The organism is Cellulosimicrobium sp. GQ32 (assembly GCF_059758455.1).
Genome location: NZ_JCAXEP010000001.1, coordinates 721,546 through 736,397 on the forward strand (window position 1 = coordinate 721,546; position 14,852 = coordinate 736,397).

The 14,852-nt window shown below is 75.4% G+C and carries 12 protein-coding genes; 7 read left to right on the plus strand and 5 right to left on the minus strand.

Features of this window, described 5'->3' with window-relative positions; all coding sequences use genetic code 11:
* Window positions 1-123 precede the first annotated feature (123 nt).
* From AC6CH9_RS03055 to AC6CH9_RS03070, 4 genes are all read left to right on the plus strand, one after another.
* Entirely contained in the window at window positions 124-996 is an 873-nt protein-coding gene (locus AC6CH9_RS03055; protein WP_498153589.1) for a GntR family transcriptional regulator, read from the plus strand.
* A complete protein-coding gene (locus AC6CH9_RS03060; protein WP_024839826.1) occupies window positions 993-1,238 on the plus strand; it encodes a PTS sugar transporter subunit IIB in 246 nt (81 codons plus the stop codon). Before AC6CH9_RS03055 ends, AC6CH9_RS03060 begins: the two co-directional genes overlap by 4 nt.
* Before the next feature lie 150 nt (window positions 1,239-1,388).
* Entirely contained in the window at window positions 1,389-1,619 is a 231-nt protein-coding gene (locus AC6CH9_RS03065; RefSeq protein ID WP_047231877.1) for a PTS sugar transporter subunit IIB, read from the plus strand.
* A complete protein-coding gene (locus AC6CH9_RS03070; protein WP_498153590.1) occupies window positions 1,619-2,083 on the plus strand; it encodes a PTS sugar transporter subunit IIA in 465 nt (154 codons plus the stop codon). Before AC6CH9_RS03065 ends, AC6CH9_RS03070 begins: the two co-directional genes overlap by 1 nt.
* 115 nt (window positions 2,084-2,198) lie before the next feature.
* On the opposite strand, the gene AC6CH9_RS03075 is transcribed toward AC6CH9_RS03070, so the two are convergent.
* Window positions 2,199-4,235: an NHL domain-containing thioredoxin family protein gene (locus AC6CH9_RS03075; RefSeq protein WP_498153591.1), complete on the minus strand. Its 2,037-nt coding sequence runs from the start codon at window positions 4,233-4,235 to the stop codon at window positions 2,199-2,201.
* Between the two features lie 98 nt (window positions 4,236-4,333).
* On the opposite strand from AC6CH9_RS03075, the gene AC6CH9_RS03080 reads away from it, so the two are divergent.
* The 3 genes from AC6CH9_RS03080 to AC6CH9_RS03090 are packed head-to-tail and all read left to right on the plus strand — an operon-like array spanning window position 4,334 to window position 7,886.
* The gene (locus AC6CH9_RS03080) at window positions 4,334-4,552 is read left to right on the plus strand and encodes a heavy-metal-associated domain-containing protein (protein ID WP_498153592.1); all 219 of its coding nucleotides are present in this window, start codon (window positions 4,334-4,336) and stop codon (window positions 4,550-4,552) included.
* On the plus strand, window positions 4,549-5,517 hold the full coding sequence (locus AC6CH9_RS03085) for a DUF8832 domain-containing protein (RefSeq protein ID WP_498153593.1): 969 nt from the start codon (window positions 4,549-4,551) through the stop codon (window positions 5,515-5,517). The genes AC6CH9_RS03080 and AC6CH9_RS03085 overlap by 4 nt, the downstream gene beginning before the upstream one ends.
* Before the next feature lie 50 nt (window positions 5,518-5,567).
* Window positions 5,568-7,886: a heavy metal translocating P-type ATPase gene (locus tag AC6CH9_RS03090; protein WP_498153594.1), complete on the plus strand. Its 2,319-nt coding sequence runs from the start codon at window positions 5,568-5,570 to the stop codon at window positions 7,884-7,886.
* 82 nt (window positions 7,887-7,968) lie between these two features.
* On the opposite strand, the gene AC6CH9_RS03095 is transcribed toward AC6CH9_RS03090, so the two are convergent.
* The 4 genes from AC6CH9_RS03095 to AC6CH9_RS03110 form a co-directional block, all read right to left on the minus strand.
* On the minus strand, window positions 7,969-8,229 hold the full coding sequence (locus AC6CH9_RS03095; RefSeq protein ID WP_498153595.1) for a hypothetical protein: 261 nt from the start codon (window positions 8,227-8,229) through the stop codon (window positions 7,969-7,971).
* 76 nt (window positions 8,230-8,305) lie between these two features.
* On the minus strand, window positions 8,306-9,391 hold the full coding sequence (locus tag AC6CH9_RS03100) for a chymotrypsin family serine protease (RefSeq protein ID WP_498153596.1): 1,086 nt from the start codon (window positions 9,389-9,391) through the stop codon (window positions 8,306-8,308).
* Window positions 9,392-9,497: 106 nt separating this feature from the next.
* On the minus strand, window positions 9,498-11,822 hold the full coding sequence (locus tag AC6CH9_RS03105) for a hypothetical protein (RefSeq protein ID WP_498153597.1): 2,325 nt from the start codon (window positions 11,820-11,822) through the stop codon (window positions 9,498-9,500).
* Window positions 11,819-14,833, minus strand: coding sequence for an MMPL family transporter (locus AC6CH9_RS03110; protein ID WP_498153598.1), 3,015 nt, complete (start codon window positions 14,831-14,833; stop codon window positions 11,819-11,821). The genes AC6CH9_RS03105 and AC6CH9_RS03110 overlap by 4 nt, the downstream gene beginning before the upstream one ends.
* Between the last annotated feature and the right edge of the window lie 19 nt (window positions 14,834-14,852).

The following is a 14,852-nucleotide window of genomic DNA, read 5'->3' on the forward strand; positions in this document are numbered from 1 at the left end:
CGGCACGGGCGGACGACGGACAATGCACCCGTGGAGATCGAGGCACCGACGCAGGGCCGTCCGCCCGGACAGGGCGCGGACGCGGACGAAGGACCAGGACGAGGACGAGGACGCGGCACGACGATGAGCAGGTCACGATCGCAGGCGAGCGAGCACAAGTACCTCACGGTGCGCGCGTACCTCGCCGACCTCGTGGCGAGCGAGCTCTCCGTCGGCGACGCGGTGCCGTCCGAGCGCAGCCTCACGGAGAAGTTCGGCGTCTCGCGCATGACCGTGCGCCAGGCGATCGACGCGCTCGTGACCGAGGGCGTGCTCGAGCGCTCGCAGGGCCGAGGGACGTTCGTCGCCCCGCCGCGCGCGGACTTCGAGATGCGCCTCACGACGTTCGGCGAGGAGGCGCGCCGTCGCGGCATGGAGCCGGGCAGCGAGGTGCTCGAGGTCGGCACGGCGCCCGCGCCGGCGTCGGTCGCCGAGTCGCTCGGGCGCGCGACGGGCGACCCCATGCACCACGTGGTGCGCCTGCGCTCCGCCGACGGCTCGCCCATGAGCGTCGAGGAGGCGTGGATCCCCGTCGACCTCGCACCCGACCTGCTCGACGACGGCGTCCCCGAGAGCCTGTACGGCGCCCTGCGCGAGCGCGGCCTGGCCCCGACGTGGGGCGAGGACACGATCACCGCCTCCGACGCCACGGTCCAGGAGCAGAAGCTCCTCGGGCTGCGCGCGTCGCGGGCCGTCATGCGCACCGTGCGCCGCACGTTCGCGGGCGACGCACCGCTCATGTACTCGCGGTCCAGCTACCGCGGCGACCGGTACAGCGTGTTCGTCCCGCTGCGCGAGGCGCGCCCGACGCTCGTGCCGCGCACCGGCGGCTCCCCGGCGTCGACCACCGCCCCTGCGGACCCGGCCGCCACGGCGGCCACCACCGACCCGACGCCCACCGACCACCTCGACCCCGTGCCAGTGCCGGCCCGGGCGACCGAAGGGAACGACCGATGACACAGTCCGACGCAGAGCGCGCCGCGACGATCCTCGCCGGGCTCGGCGGGGTGGCCAACATCGACGAGATCGACCCGTGCACCACCCGGCTGAGATCGCTCGTCAAGGACCCCGCGCTCGTCGACGCCGCGCTCCTGCGGCGCGCCGGTGCTTTCGGCGTCATGGTGAACGGCCGGGTCGTCCAGGTCGTCGTCGGCCCGCAGGTCGACACGATCGCGTCCGACCTCGCCGACCTCATGTGAGGACCCCGCACCACCGCAGCACCACCGCCGTCGCACCACCCCGACGACGACGCCCCGACCCCGCGCGCCCGCGCACCCCGACCGGCACGGCAGCCGGCCGGGACACCTGACCCGGCCCCGGCCGGAGCACGACCACCACGAGGAGCACCCGTGAGCAAGGCAGAGCAGATCCTCCGAGGCCTCGGCGGCGACGCGAACGTCGTCGACCTGGAGGCGTGCATCACGCGCCTGCGCGTCGAGGTCGAGGACCCGGCGCTCGTCGACGACGCCACGCTGACCGCCGCCGGAGCGATCGCCGTCGTGCGGTCGGGCGCGGCGATCCAGGTCATCGTCGGGCCCGACGCCGACAACATCGCCTCCGACATCGAGGACCTGCGCTGATGGCCGCGCCGCTCACGGTGCTCGTGCCCGTCACGGGCACGGTCATCGACGTCGCCGACGTCGACGACCCCGTCTTCTCCGCCGGGCTCGTCGGCCCCGGGCTCGCGGTCGAGCCCGACGACGCGCAGGGCGGCGAGGCCGTCGCGCCCATCACGGGAACGGTCGTCAAGCTGCACCCGCACGCGTTCGTCGTCCAGCACGACGACGGCCGCGCCGTCCTGGTCCACCTCGGCATCAACACCGTCCAGCTCGGCGGCGACGGCTTCACCACGCACGTCGCGCAGGGCGACCACGTCGAGCGCGGCACCGTCCTCGTGTCGTGGGACCCGAAGGCCGTCCGCGCCGGCGGCCGCTCGGCCGTGTGCCCGGTGGTGGCGCTGGAGGCCACCCCGGACGACGTGACCTCGCTCGCCGAGGTCGGCGCGTGGGCCGCGCACGGCGAGGAGCTCCTCACCTGGGGCTGACGCCCGGCACCGAACCCGGGGTTGTGGGCCAGCCCGAAGCCGAACCCGACGATATCCCCGGGTTCGGCCGAGTCCGGAGCGACGATCCCCGGGTTCCGCGTCCTGGGTCGACCGGCTAGCCGCGCAGCGGGAGCGTGAGCTGCGGGACGTCGCCCGGCTCGCCGCGGTCGACCACGCGGACCGGGACGCCCCAGTCCTGCTGGGCGAGGTGGCACGCGGGGAACACGTCCGGGTCGGGCTCGCCGTCCGGGCCGAGCGGGACGACGTCGCACGACGCCGCCCGCGCGGTCACGTGCAGCACGCCCTCGCGGACCTCGGGGTTGATGACGAGGTCGCGGCCGAGCTCGACGCCCGTGCCCTCCCCGGACAGCAGCAGCTCGGGCGGCGTCGCGCTCACGCGCAGCTCGGTCGACGGGCCGAACCGGTCGTCGAGCTTCTGCCCCGGCGCCGGGACGAACGGGACGTCGAGCCACAGCGGCCCGGCCTCGATGTCGGTGACGGGCCGTTGGGTACGGTGCGCGCCGCCGTCGAGCACCTCGCCCGCGAGCGAGGCGGGCAGCGCGACGCGCGTGAGCCGGTGCGCCGCGGACTCCACCACGAGCAGGTGGACCTGCGGCTCGCCGTCCGGGCCCTCGCCCACCTGCACGACGACGCCGCTCGGCTCCGCGAGGCCAGTCGCCAGGGTCGTGACCTCGCCCGCGAGCCGCGTCCCCTGCGCGTCGTCACCGACGCTCCCGGCGTCACCGGCCGCCGGCGCGAACCGGCGCAGCGCGCCGTCGTAGGTGTCGGCGACGACGACGCTCCCGTCGGGCAGCGTCGCGACCCCGAGCGGGTGCTGCATCAGCGCCTGCTCGGCCGGGCCGTCGCGGTGCCCGAAGTCGAACAGTCCCAGCCCCACGGCGGTCCGCACCTCGACGCCCCCACCCGGCGCCCGGGTCACGCGACGCAGCGCCGACGTCTCGGAGTCCGCGACCCAGATCGCCCGGTCCGCGCCGACGGCCAGCCCGGACGGCTGGGCGAACCACGCTGACTCTCCCGGCCCGTCCTCCAGGCCCTCGTTCATGGTCCCGGCGAGGTGCGTCATCGAGCCCTGCTCGCCGTCGAACGCCCAGAGCGTGTGGTTCCCGGCCATCGCCACGACGAACGCCGCGAGGTCCTGCGACCAGGCCACGTCCCAGGGCGACGAGAGACGCACGTCGAGCGGCGCGTACTGCCCGCCCGCCTCGGCAGGACCGTGGCCGGTGACGTCGGCGCCCCGTCGGCCCTCCCGCAGCACGACGTTCTCGAGCCCGCCGACCATGAACTGCTCGCCGGTGCCCGCGACGGTCGTCACGTGGCCGTCGGCGAGGCGCACGCCGCGCAGGACGTGGTTCGCCGTGTCCGCGACGACGACGTCGTACTCGAGCCACGACCGCAGCTCGACCGGGACGAGGCACAGCCCGTTGGGCTCGGCGAACCGCGCGTCGTCGGGGCCGCCGTCGACGAGCCCGCGCTCGCCGGACCCGATGCGCCGGACGAAGGTCTCGCCGTCGGGCAGGAGCTCGGCGAGCGCGTGGTGCCCGGCGTCGGCGACGAGGAGGTTGCCGCCGGGCAGCTCGATGGCCTTCGCGGGGAAGCGCAGCGTGCCCGACGACGGCGCGGGCGGCACGTACGGGCCGTCGCCCCGGTGGAGCGTGCCCTTGGCGTCGTGCTCCGCGACGAGCTCCTCGACGAGGGCGGCGATCGCGGACGCGTGGCCCTCCCCCGCCATCTGCGCGACGACGTAGCCCTCGGGGTCGACGACGACGAGCGTCGGCCAGGCGCGCGCCGCGTAGGCGGACCACGTGACGAGCTCGGGGTCGTCGAGGACGGGGTGGTGCACCTCGTACCGCTCGACCGCGGCCGCGAGCGCCGCCGGAGCCGCCTCGTGCTCGAACTTGGGCGAGTGCACACCCACGATGACCAGCACGTCGCGGTGGGCCTCCTCGATCTCGCGCAGCTCGTCGAGGACGTGCAGGCAGTTGACGCAGCAGAAGGTCCAGAAGTCGAGCACCACGACCTTCCCGCGCAGGTCGGCGAGGGTCACGTCCCGGCCGCCGGTGTTGAGCCAGCCGCGCCCGACGAGCTCGGACGCGCGGACGCGGGGAAGTCGCTCGGTGGTCACGCTCCCCATTGTCGCGCGACCTCCCACCCTTGACCCGCATACCCCTGGTGGGTATATTCACCATCGTTCGATACCCCGCCGGGGTATCCGGGACGAGGAGGAGCACGATGAGCATCGTCGAGATCGAGTACCAGGTGACCGGCATGACCTGCGGTCACTGCGAGATGTCGGTGCGCGAGGAGGTCGAGCAGGTGCCCGGCGTCACCGCGATCGACGTCAGCGCGACCACCGGTCGGCTCGTCGTCGCGGCCGACCAGCCCCTCGACGACGCCGCGGTCGTGGCCGCCGTCGACGAGGCCGGGTACCAGGCGGTGCGGGTCCCATGAGAGCCCCCGCCCGGATCGGGCTGTACGCCGCGGGGCTCGGCGTCGTGTTCGCCGCCTCGGCCGCGGTCGCCGCGGCCGTCGTCCCCGAGGGAGCAGCCCCGGCACCGGCCGCCTCGCACGCCCCCGAGCAGCACGTCACCACGGGCGACGCCCCCGAGCAGGGGACCACGAGAGGAGCGGACATGGCCCGCGGGCTTTCCCTGGAGCAGGACGGGTACACGCTGGGCGAGGTCACGGCTCCTGCGACCGTGGGCGAGGCCGGAGAGCTGACGTTCACCGTCACCGACCCCGCGGGCGAGCCCGTCACGACGTTCGACGTCTCGCACGAGCAGCGGCTCCACCTGATCGTCGTACGCTCCGACGGCGCGCACTTCCGGCACGTCCACCCTGTGATGGACGCGGACGGGCGCTGGTCGATCCCCTGGGCCTGGGACGCCGCCGGGACCTACCGCGTCTACGCGGACGCCGTGCCCAGCGCGGGCGGCGCCGTCACGCTGACGCGCACGGTCGACGTCGCGGGCGACCTCGCCCCCGTCCGCGACACCGAGGTCTCCACCACCACGTCGGTCGACGGGTACGACGTCGCGCTCGACGGGCAGCTCGAGGCCGGGACGGTCTCCACCCTGACCGCCGAGGTCACCCGCGACGGGGAACCGGTCACGACGCTCGAGCCGTACCTCGGCGCCTACGGGCACCTCGTCGCGCTGCGCGACGGCGACCTCGCCTACCTGCACGCGCACCCCGAGGGCGCCGAGCCGGAGGACGGCCAGGTCTCAGGCCCGACCGTGTCGTTCGGCGTCGAGGCGCCGACCCCCGGCCGCTACCTGCTGTACCTCGACTTCCAGGTGGAGGGCCAGGTGCGCACCGCGGCGTTCGTCGTCGAGGCGACGGCCGACGGCGCCCCCGCCCCGGCGCCGGACGACGCGCCCCCTGCCGGTCACGACCCGGCGACGCACGACCACTGACCTGCACCCCCATGCCCGGCAGCACCCCGCCGGGCCGGAAGGAGGACCTCATGACGGCACCGGCCGCCCCGCCACCGGGGACGTTCGTCGAGCTCGAGATCGGCGGGATGACGTGCGCCTCGTGCGCGATGCGGATCGAGAAGAAGCTCAACCGGCTCGAGGGCGTCACCGCGACCGTGAACTACGCGACGGAGAAGGCGAAGGTCACCGTCCCGGACGGTGTCGACGCCGCCACGCTCATCGCCGAGGTCGAGAAGACGGGGTACACCGCGCAGCTCCCGCGCGTCGAGGACCCTGAGGTCCCGGCGCCCGCCGAGGCGGAGGACGCCGACCCCGAGCTCACCGCGCTGCGGCAGCGCCTGGTCGGTGCCGTGGTGCTCTCCGCCCCGGTCATCGCGATGGCGATGGTCCCCGCGCTGCAGTTCACGTACTGGCAGTGGGCCAGCCTCGCGCTCGCCGCGCCGGTCGTCGTGTGGGCGGCCTGGCCGTTCCACCGCGCCGCGTGGACCAACCTGCGCCACGGCGCGGCGACGATGGACACCCTCATCTCCGTGGGGACCGGCGCCGCGTTCCTGTGGTCCCTCTACGCGCTGTTCCTCGGCACCGCGGGCGAGCCGGGCATGACCCACCCGTTCACGCTGTCCGTCGAGCCCACCGACGGCGCCGGGAACATCTACCTGGAGGTCGCGGCCGGCGTCACGACCTTCATCCTCGCGGGCCGCTACTTCGAGAAGCGGTCCAAGCGGCAGGCGGGCGCCGCGCTGCGCGCCCTGCTCGAGCTCGGGGCCAAGGACGTGGCGGTGCTGCGCGACGGCGCCGAGACCCGCATCCCGATCTCCGAGCTCGCCGTGGGCGACGAGTTCGTCGTGCGCCCCGGCGAGAAGATCGCGACGGACGGCACCGTCGTCGCCGGCACCTCCGCCGTCGACGCCTCGATGCTCACGGGCGAGTCCGTGCCCGTCGAGGTCGGCGAGGGCGACACCGTCACCGGCGCGACCGTCAACGCGGGCGGGCGCCTCGTCGTCCGCGCGACGCGCGTCGGCGGCGACACGCAGCTCGCCCAGATGGCCCGGCTCGTCGAGGACGCCCAGTCCGGCAAGGCCCAGGTCCAGCGGCTGGCCGACCGCGTCTCCGGGGTCTTCGTCCCGATCGCCATCGCGATCGCCGTCGGCACCCTCGGCGCGTGGCTCGGCGCGGGCGCGCCCGCCTCGGCGGCGTTCACGGCCGCCGTCGCGGTGCTCATCATCGCGTGCCCGTGCGCCCTCGGCCTCGCCACCCCGACGGCGCTGCTCGTCGGGACGGGGCGCGGCGCGCAGATGGGCGTCCTCATCAAGGGCCCGGAGGTCCTGGAGTCCACGCGGACCGTGGACACCGTCGTGCTCGACAAGACGGGGACCGTGACGACGGGCGTCATGACGCTGACCGACGTCGTCACCGGGAGCGGGGTCGACCGCGCCGAGCTCCTGCGCCTCGCCGGGGCGGTCGAGGACGCGTCCGAGCACCCGGTCGCCCGGGCGATCGCCCGGGGCGCCGTCCAGGAGGTCGGGACGCTGCCCGTGCCCGAGGAGTTCACCAACGTCGAGGGCAGGGGCGTGCAGGGCGTCGTGGACGGGCACGCCGTCCTCGTCGGCCGCGAGTCGCTGCTCGCCGAGTGGGCGCAGCACCTCCCGCGCGAGCTCGCCGAGGCCAGGGCCCGCGCCGAGGAGCAGGGCGGAACCGCCGTCGTCGTGGGCTGGGACGGGTTCGCCCGCGGGATCCTCGTGGTGGCCGACGCGGTCAAGCCCACGAGCGCCGAGGCGATCCGCCAGCTCCGCGCGCTCGGCCTCACCCCGGTGCTCCTCACCGGGGACAACAGGACCGTCGCGCGCCGGATCGCGGCCGAGGTCGGCATCGACGAGGTGATCGCAGAGGTCATGCCGCGCGACAAGGTCGACGTCGTCAGTCGGCTCCAGGGGGAGGGCAAGGTCGTCGCGATGGTCGGCGACGGCGTGAACGACGCCGCGGCCCTCGCCCAGGCAGACCTGGGCCTCGCCATGGGGACGGGCACGGACGTCGCGATCGAGGCCGCGGACATCACGCTCGTGCGGGGCGACCTGCGCTCCGCGGCCGACGCGATCCGGCTCGCGCGGCGGACGCTCGGCACGATCAAGGTGAACCTGTTCTGGGCCTTCGCCTACAACGTCGCCGCGATCCCGCTCGCCGCGCTCGGCCTGCTCAACCCCATGCTCGCAGGAGCCGCGATGGCGTTCTCCAGCGTCTTCGTCGTGGGCAACAGCCTGCGGCTGCGGTCGTTCCGCAGCCGGGCCACGAACCCGGACCCGACGGCCACCACCCCGACCACGCCGACCGTGCAGCTCGCCGGCGTCTGATCGTAGGACCGCGAGATCGGGACCTCCCGTGCCCGGTGCTGCACCTCCTGGTGCGGTGCCGGGCACGCCCCGTGCGTGAGGCTCAGGCGCGCGAGGCGCTCACCGAGCCGACGACGCGCACCTCGACCTCGACACCGTCGACGGTCTCGGGGACGTCGACCTCGTCGGAGGTCACGTTGACGCGCAGCAACCAGTCGTCGACGACGTCCTGCGCCCGCGGACCGCGCACGGGCGCGCCCGACGCGTCGGCGCGGGCGATCCCGACGCCGGTCACTCCGTCGAGGCCTGCCAGCTCGTCGCGGAGCGCGGCCTTGGCCTCGCGGGCTCGTTCGAGGGTCGCCACGGCGAACCACCTCCCGGACCCATTGTGCGCCCGTCGGGCCGTTCGCGGCAGGGCCAGGAGTCCTCGCCGGGAGCCGTCAGTCGAGCAGCGTCGCGCCGAGCCGCTCCAGCACCGTCCCGATGGGGTTGCAGTACGTGAGCCCGGTGCCGTTCGCGCCACCCGTCTCCGACCCGGCGAACAGGAGGCCGAGCGCCACGCCGTCCTCCCGGTACACGAGCGACCCCGAGTCGCCGCCGCGCGAGAACGGCCCGTCGCCCGTCGACTCGACCTCGATCTGGTCGTCGAACCGCAGCGCGCCGAGTCCGTCGCCGTAGCCCACCACGACGTCGTCGAGCTCGATGGCCGTGATGCGGCCCGTCGTGACGCCGGTGGTCCGGCCGGACTTGCCGACCGCCTCGCCGCCCAGCGCGACCGCCGTCTCCGTGACCCGGCCGACGGGGTACTCCGCGTCCACGGCCGGGTCGTCGAGGAGCGCGACGGCGGCGTCGACGGTCTGCGTGACGCCCGCCTCCAGCGGGACGAGCGCGGCGAGGGTCCCGACGCGGTCGTCGGGCGCGCTGCCGCCGTCGGCGGGACCGGGCTGCACGACGACGTCCCCGACCCGGGCGGACGGCGACCCCGCGAGCACGTGCCAGTTCGAGAGCGCGTAGACCGATGCGGCGTCCGCGCCCTCCACGGGCGGCTCGCCGAGGCGCACGAACGCGCCGAGCGTCCCGGCGGTGACGTCCACGTTCGCGATCGAGACGCCCGGACGCAGCGGTCGCACCCGGCCGGTCTCGCCGGTCGCGTAGGCCGTGACGACCGGAGGCCGCAGGCCGGGCCCGCTCTCGCCACCACCACCCCGACCTGCACCGGTCAGCGGGCGGATGCGGCCCGTGCGCCGCACGTCGACCGTGTCCCCCGCCTCCGACGCGACCTTGCGCGCGATGCTGCGCGCCGCCGGCACGCCCAGCCGGTACCGGACCGCGATGGCGTACCCGCCGTCGTCGTGCGGGGCGAGGCCGATCGCGAGGGTGGGCGCGCGCACGACCTCCGCGGCGTCGGGCACGTCGCGCGCCTCGATCGCCGTGTCCGTCCGGCCCGGCAGGCCCGACCGCTCCGCGAGCTCGCGCGCGTAGTCCGCGAGCTGCGACTTGATCTCTCGTGCCTTCTGCTGGTCCATCGGTGCACCGTCCCCTCGCCCGACGGACGGCTCCCGCCGTCCGCGTCCTGCCGAGCGAGTCTGACGGCAGCCGCCCACACCCGCACCGCGCCACGCCGAGGACCCGTCAGGCGCGGAGCAGCTGCTCCACGCGGACCGACCGGCGGCGGGCGACGACGAGCGTCGTCACCGCCACCGACGCGAGACCCCAGAGCAGCAACGCGACGGCGTCGCCCGCTCCCCCGGCCGCCCCGGGATCGATGATCGACGTGAGCAGGCGGAGTGCGGAGCCGACCGGCAGCAGGTCGCGCAGGCCCGTGAGCGCGGCCGGGACGGTCGCGACGATGCCGGTCGCGACGAGGAGCACCGCCACGAGCAGGCTGATGGCCCGTCCCACGTTCCCGAGGAGCGCGGCGAGCGCCTGGTTGAGCGCCACGAAGACCACCGACGCGAGCGCCCCGGTCGCGAGCAGGCCGATCCAGCCGCCCACGCTCGCCCCCTCGACCGCGGCGAGGACGCCGCCGACCACGAGGCCCGTCGCTGCCGCGATCCCGGCCGGCAGCGCGAGCGCGGCGAGCGCGAGACGACCGGCGGTCCGGGTCGACCCGAGCAGCTTGGCGGGCACGGGTGGGAACGCGACGAAGATCGCGAGCGCGCCGAGCCACAGGGCGAGGACCGCGAACAGCGGGCCGGTCGACCCGGTGCCGAGGTCCTCGACGCCGGGAGCAGCCACGGGGTCCGCGACGACCGTGGAGAGGTTCTCCCGCTCGGCGTCCGTGTACGAGGGGATCTGCTCCGTCGCGTCGCCGAGGCCCTGGGCCAGCTCGGTCGTCCCGTCCGCGAGCTGCCCGACGCCGCCCGCGAGGTCGCCCGCGCCCGTCGCCAGGTCCTGGGTCCCGGTCGCGAGCTGGTCGGCTCCCGTCCCGAGCTCCCCCACACCCGTCGCGAGCCCGTCCGCCCCCGTCGACAGCTCGCCCGCCCCGCCGGCGAGCTGCGCGGCGCCGTCGGCCACCTGGTCGGCGCCGGTCGCGAGCTGCCCGAGCCCGGTCGAGAGGTCGCGCGCTCCCCCGGCCACGCCCGTCGCACCCGTGGCGGTCTGCGCCGCCCCGGTCGCGAGCCGGTCCGCGCCCTGCGCGGCCTGGTCGACCCCCGCCGCGAGGGCGTAGAGCCCGGTGGGCCCGTTCGCGCCCGACGGCGTCCCGGCGAGCGCGGCGTTCCCCGCGGCGACCTCGGCCGCACCGACCGCGAGCGGCCGCAGCGCGGCGAGCTGCTGGTCGAGCGCGACGCACGCGGGTGACGCCGGGTCGGCCGCGCACCCCGCCTGGACCTTCTGCTGCTCGATCCCGGCGACGACCTGCGCGAGCCCGCCCGCGACGTCGCGCGAACCCGTCGCGAGCCGGGTCCCGAGCGCCGGGAGCGACGTGGACCCTCCGCCGGGGAGGGGGACGGCCGAGATCGAGTCGTCGAGCGTGCCGAGCCCGTCCGCGAGGTCGGACGCACCGCCCGAGACCCCCGCGACGCCGTCGGCCAGACCCTGGGCGCCGGACGCGAGCGAGCCCGCGCCGGACGCGGACTGCGCGACTCCGTCCGCGACCTGCCGCGACCCGGTGGCGACGCCCTGCGCCCCGGTCGCGAGGTCGCCCGCGCCGGACGCGAGCCGATCTGCGCCCGAGCCGAGCTCGCCGACCCCGGACGCGAGCGCCCCGGCGCCGGTCGCGAGCTCGCCCGCGCCGGACGCCAGCTGCGTCGCCCCCTCGCTCGCCTGGGACGCGCCGTCCGCGAGCTGGTCGGCACCGTCCGCGGCCTCGCCGAGCTGCTCGTTCAGGGTCGTGAAGCCGACGAGCACGCCGTCCACGTAGTTCTCGGTGAGCGTCGTGCCGAGCACGGACGTCGCCGTGGTCGTGACGATGCGCGCGAGCGCCTCGTCCACGACGCGCCCGCCGGGCGCCGTCTCGACGGTCAGCGTGGCCTGGGTCGCGTCGGACGCGTCGCCGCTGAACGACGTGGCCGCGGCGGAGAAGTCCTCGGGGATCGTCACGACGGCGGAGTACGTGCCGTCGGCGAGCCCGGACGCGGCGTCGTCGGCGTCGGTGATGACCCAGTCGTAGTTCGTCGTGCCGGGGTCGGGCTGGACGGCGACCGGCCCGGTGTCCGCGGAGGCCGCGCCCCCGCTCACCAGCCCGGCCGTGAGCTGACGTCCCAGCGGGACGGTCTGGCCGTCGACCTCGACGGGCTCGTCGAGGTTGACGATCGCCGCCTTCACCGTGTCGAGCCGCTCCTGCGGGTCCCACAGCGCCCACAGCAGGAGGCCGAGCACCGCGAGCGGCAGCGCGACGGCCGCGGCCACGGTCCAGAGGCGTCGCGCGTCGACCCGGGTCCGGGCGCCGGCGGGCGACGGCGCGTCCGGGGTGGTCAGGTCGGGCTGCGCCGTGTCGGGCGGGAAGACGCTCATGCGGGCACCTCCTCGGTGCGCGGGCCGACGGCGGACGCCGGGTGGGTGGGGGCGGGCACCGAGTGGGCGGGGTCGGGGGCGTGCAGGTCGAGCACCTGCGTCCCCGGTGGGGCGAGGTCGGTCGGCGCGGGCCCGACGGCGCCGAGGACGACCGCCGTGCCGCGCTCGGCCGCCCGGGCGAGCACCTCGGAGAGGGCGGCGCGCTCGGCGGGCGACGTGACGGCGTCCGTCCCGACGACGGCGAGCAGCCGCGGGTCCTCGCGCAGCAGCGCGGCGACGCTCGCCGCCGCAGGCACGCGGTGCGCGGCGGGCGCGGGCGCGTCGCCGGGCAGGGCCGCGACGTCGGCCGCGAGGTCGACGAGGGCGACCCGGCGGCGCACGCTCAGCGCGCGCTCGGGCAGGACGAGGCCCGTCACCTTGAGGGCTCCGGCGGCCGGCCTGAGCCGTCCCGCGAGCGCCAGCACGACCCCTGACACCGCCGCGGGCGACGTCCCGTGCACGACGAGCGACCCGCCGTCGGGCACGCGGACCGTGACCGGCTCCGCGAGGGGCCCGTGCGCCCCGGCGACCACGAGGTCGTGGGCGACGACGGCGTCCGTACTGCCCGGCTCCGGCCAGTCCGCGAGCGCGAGCTCCTTGGACAGCCCCTCGCCCTCGACATCGAACGACGGCAGCACCCGGTCGAGCCAGCGCGGCATCCACCACGCCTTGTCGCCGAGCATCGCGAGCACGGCGGGCACCAGGGTCATGCGCACGACGAACGCGTCGACGAGGACGCCGACCGCGAGCCCGAGCGCGATGGGTTTGAGGCTCATGTCACCCTCGGGCACGAACGCCACGAACACGGCGAACATGATGATGGCCGCCGCGGTGACGACCTTCGCGGACGCTTGGAACCCCGTGAAGATCGACCGCCGCGCCTGGCCCGAGTGGACGTAGTCCTCGCGGATGCGCGCCACGAGGAAGACCTCGTAGTCCATCGCGAGGCCGAACAGCACGCCCATGAGCACGATCGGCATGAAGGAGATGACCGGGCCGAGCCGCGTGACGTGGAGCGCGTCCGCGAGGAACCCGTGCTCGAACACGAGCGTCACCACGCCGAACGCCGCGCCCACCGAGAACAGGTAGCCGAGCGTCGCCTTGATCGGGACCGCGATCGACCGGAACACCATGGTCAGCAGCACGAGCGACAGGCCCACGACGACGAACGCGAACGGCAGCAGGGCCGCCCCGAGCTTCGCGGACACGTCGATCCCGACGGCCGTGAACCCCGTGACCGCGAGGTCGACGCCGTACTCGTCGAGGAAGTGGTCGTGCTGCGCGCGGATCTCCGTGACGAGGTCCTTGGTCTCCTCTGAGTCCGGCGCGCCCGTCGGCACGACCTGCACGATGCCCGTGTCCGCGGTGAGGTTCGGCGTCGCGAGCGGGACGTCCGCCACGCCCGGGAGGTCCGCGAGCTCGTCGCCCAGGTCGTCCATGAGCCCGACCGGGTCCGTCGACGTGACGATCGTCCCCGTGACGATCAGCGGCCCGTTGAAGCCGGGCCCGAAGTGCTCCGACACCAGGTCGTACGTGACGCGTGCCTGGTTGTCCTCGGGCAGGGTCCCCGCGTCGGGCAGCGCGAGCTGCAGGTCCCGCGCCGGCAGCGTGAGCAGCACGATCGCCGCGACGACGAGCCCGATCGTCAGCAGCGGGATCCGCGTGACGGCGCGCACCCACCCCGCGAAGAACCGGTTGCGGTGCTCGGTCGTGGTCGGGTCGGAGACGTCCCGGGTCGGGTCCGCGGCGGGGGCGCTCTCGGTGCTCGGGGCTGCCGCGCCGTCGCCCTGGTCGTCCGGGCGGGGGTTCACGAGCGCGGCCTGACGCCCTGTCGCATCCGAGCCCGCCCCCGCCGCTCGTCCGGTCCGTCGCCTCGTCGTCCCGTCGAGGTCCGACGACGCCGCACCCGCACGCCGTCGCCCCCGCACACGCCCACGACGGCGCGGGGCCTTCGGGCGGAGGCGCTCGCCGGCGAAGCCCAGCATCGCGGGCAGCAGCGTGATCGAGACGAGGACCGCGAGGCCGACGCCGACGGCGGCGGCGACGCCCATGACGGTGAGGAACGGGATGCCGGCGACGCCGAGGCCGACGAGCGCGATCATCACGGTGAGGCCGGCGAAGATGACGGCGGATCCAGCCGTCGCGACGGAGCGGGCGGCGGCCTCCTCGACGCTCAGACCGCTCGCGAGCTCGTCGCGGTGCCGGGACACGATGAAGAGCGCGTAGTCGATGCCGACGGCGAGGCCGAGCATCACGGCGAGCATCGGGGTCGTGGAGTTGATCTGGGCGACGGCGGTCGCGGCGAACAGCAGGCCCATGCTCACGCCGACCCCGACGACGGCGTTGAGGAGCGGCAGCCCGGCCGCGACGAACGAGCCGAAAGTGAGGACGAGCACGACGAGCGCGACGAGGAGGCCGAGTGCCTCGGTGACGGTGAGCGTGGGGAACTCCGTGCTGAAGAGCTGCCCGCCGAGGGCGGCCTGCGCACCGTCGGGCAGGGCCGCCGCCAGGTCGTCGACGACGTCGCCGAGCGCGTCCTTCGTCGCGTCCGTGACCTCGCTCTGGCCCTCGTCGAGCTGGATGGTCATGAGCGTCGCGACCTCGTCGTCGCTGATCGACGCGGTCATGGTGTCGTCGTAGGGCGAGGTGACGGCGGCGACGCCGTCCACGTCGCCGAGCGCGGTGACGGCGTCCTCGACGGGTCCGCGGACGGCGTCGTCCTCGATGGTGGAGCCGTCGGGCGCCACCACGATGACCTGGGCAGACGCCCCGCTGACCTGCGGGAAGGTCGCGGCGAGGCGGTCGAGCGCCGCCTGGGACTCGGTGCCGGGGATGGTCACCTCGTCGTCGAGACCCTGGCCGACGAGGCCGGCGAGCGCACCCGCGAGGACGAGGATCCCGATCCACGCGGCGAGGACGAGCCGGCGCGCCCCGACCGCCCAGCGGCCGAGCGAGTACAGCGCTGAGGACACGAGCGGCCTCCCGGGGAGA

Excerpts from the sequence above, each read along its gene's own strand:
- AC6CH9_RS03100 (WP_498153596.1), bottom strand. The coding sequence starts at position 9,391 with ATGGACCAGCAGAAGGCACGAGAGATCAAGTCGCAGCTCGCGGACTAC.
- AC6CH9_RS03090 (WP_498153594.1), top strand. The coding sequence starts at position 5,568 with ATGACGGCACCGGCCGCCCCGCCACCGGGGACGTTCGTCGAGCTCGAG.
- AC6CH9_RS03070 (WP_498153590.1), top strand. The coding sequence starts at position 1,619 with ATGGCCGCGCCGCTCACGGTGCTCGTGCCCGTCACGGGCACGGTCATC.
- AC6CH9_RS03055 (WP_498153589.1), top strand. The coding sequence starts at position 124 with ATGAGCAGGTCACGATCGCAGGCGAGCGAGCACAAGTACCTCACGGTG.
- AC6CH9_RS03060 (WP_024839826.1), top strand. The coding sequence starts at position 993 with ATGACACAGTCCGACGCAGAGCGCGCCGCGACGATCCTCGCCGGGCTC.
- AC6CH9_RS03085 (WP_498153593.1), top strand. The coding sequence starts at position 4,549 with ATGAGAGCCCCCGCCCGGATCGGGCTGTACGCCGCGGGGCTCGGCGTC.
- AC6CH9_RS03075 (WP_498153591.1), bottom strand. The coding sequence starts at position 4,235 with ATGGGGAGCGTGACCACCGAGCGACTTCCCCGCGTCCGCGCGTCCGAG.
- AC6CH9_RS03080 (WP_498153592.1), top strand. The coding sequence starts at position 4,334 with ATGAGCATCGTCGAGATCGAGTACCAGGTGACCGGCATGACCTGCGGT.
- AC6CH9_RS03105 (WP_498153597.1), bottom strand. The coding sequence starts at position 11,822 with ATGAGCGTCTTCCCGCCCGACACGGCGCAGCCCGACCTGACCACCCCG.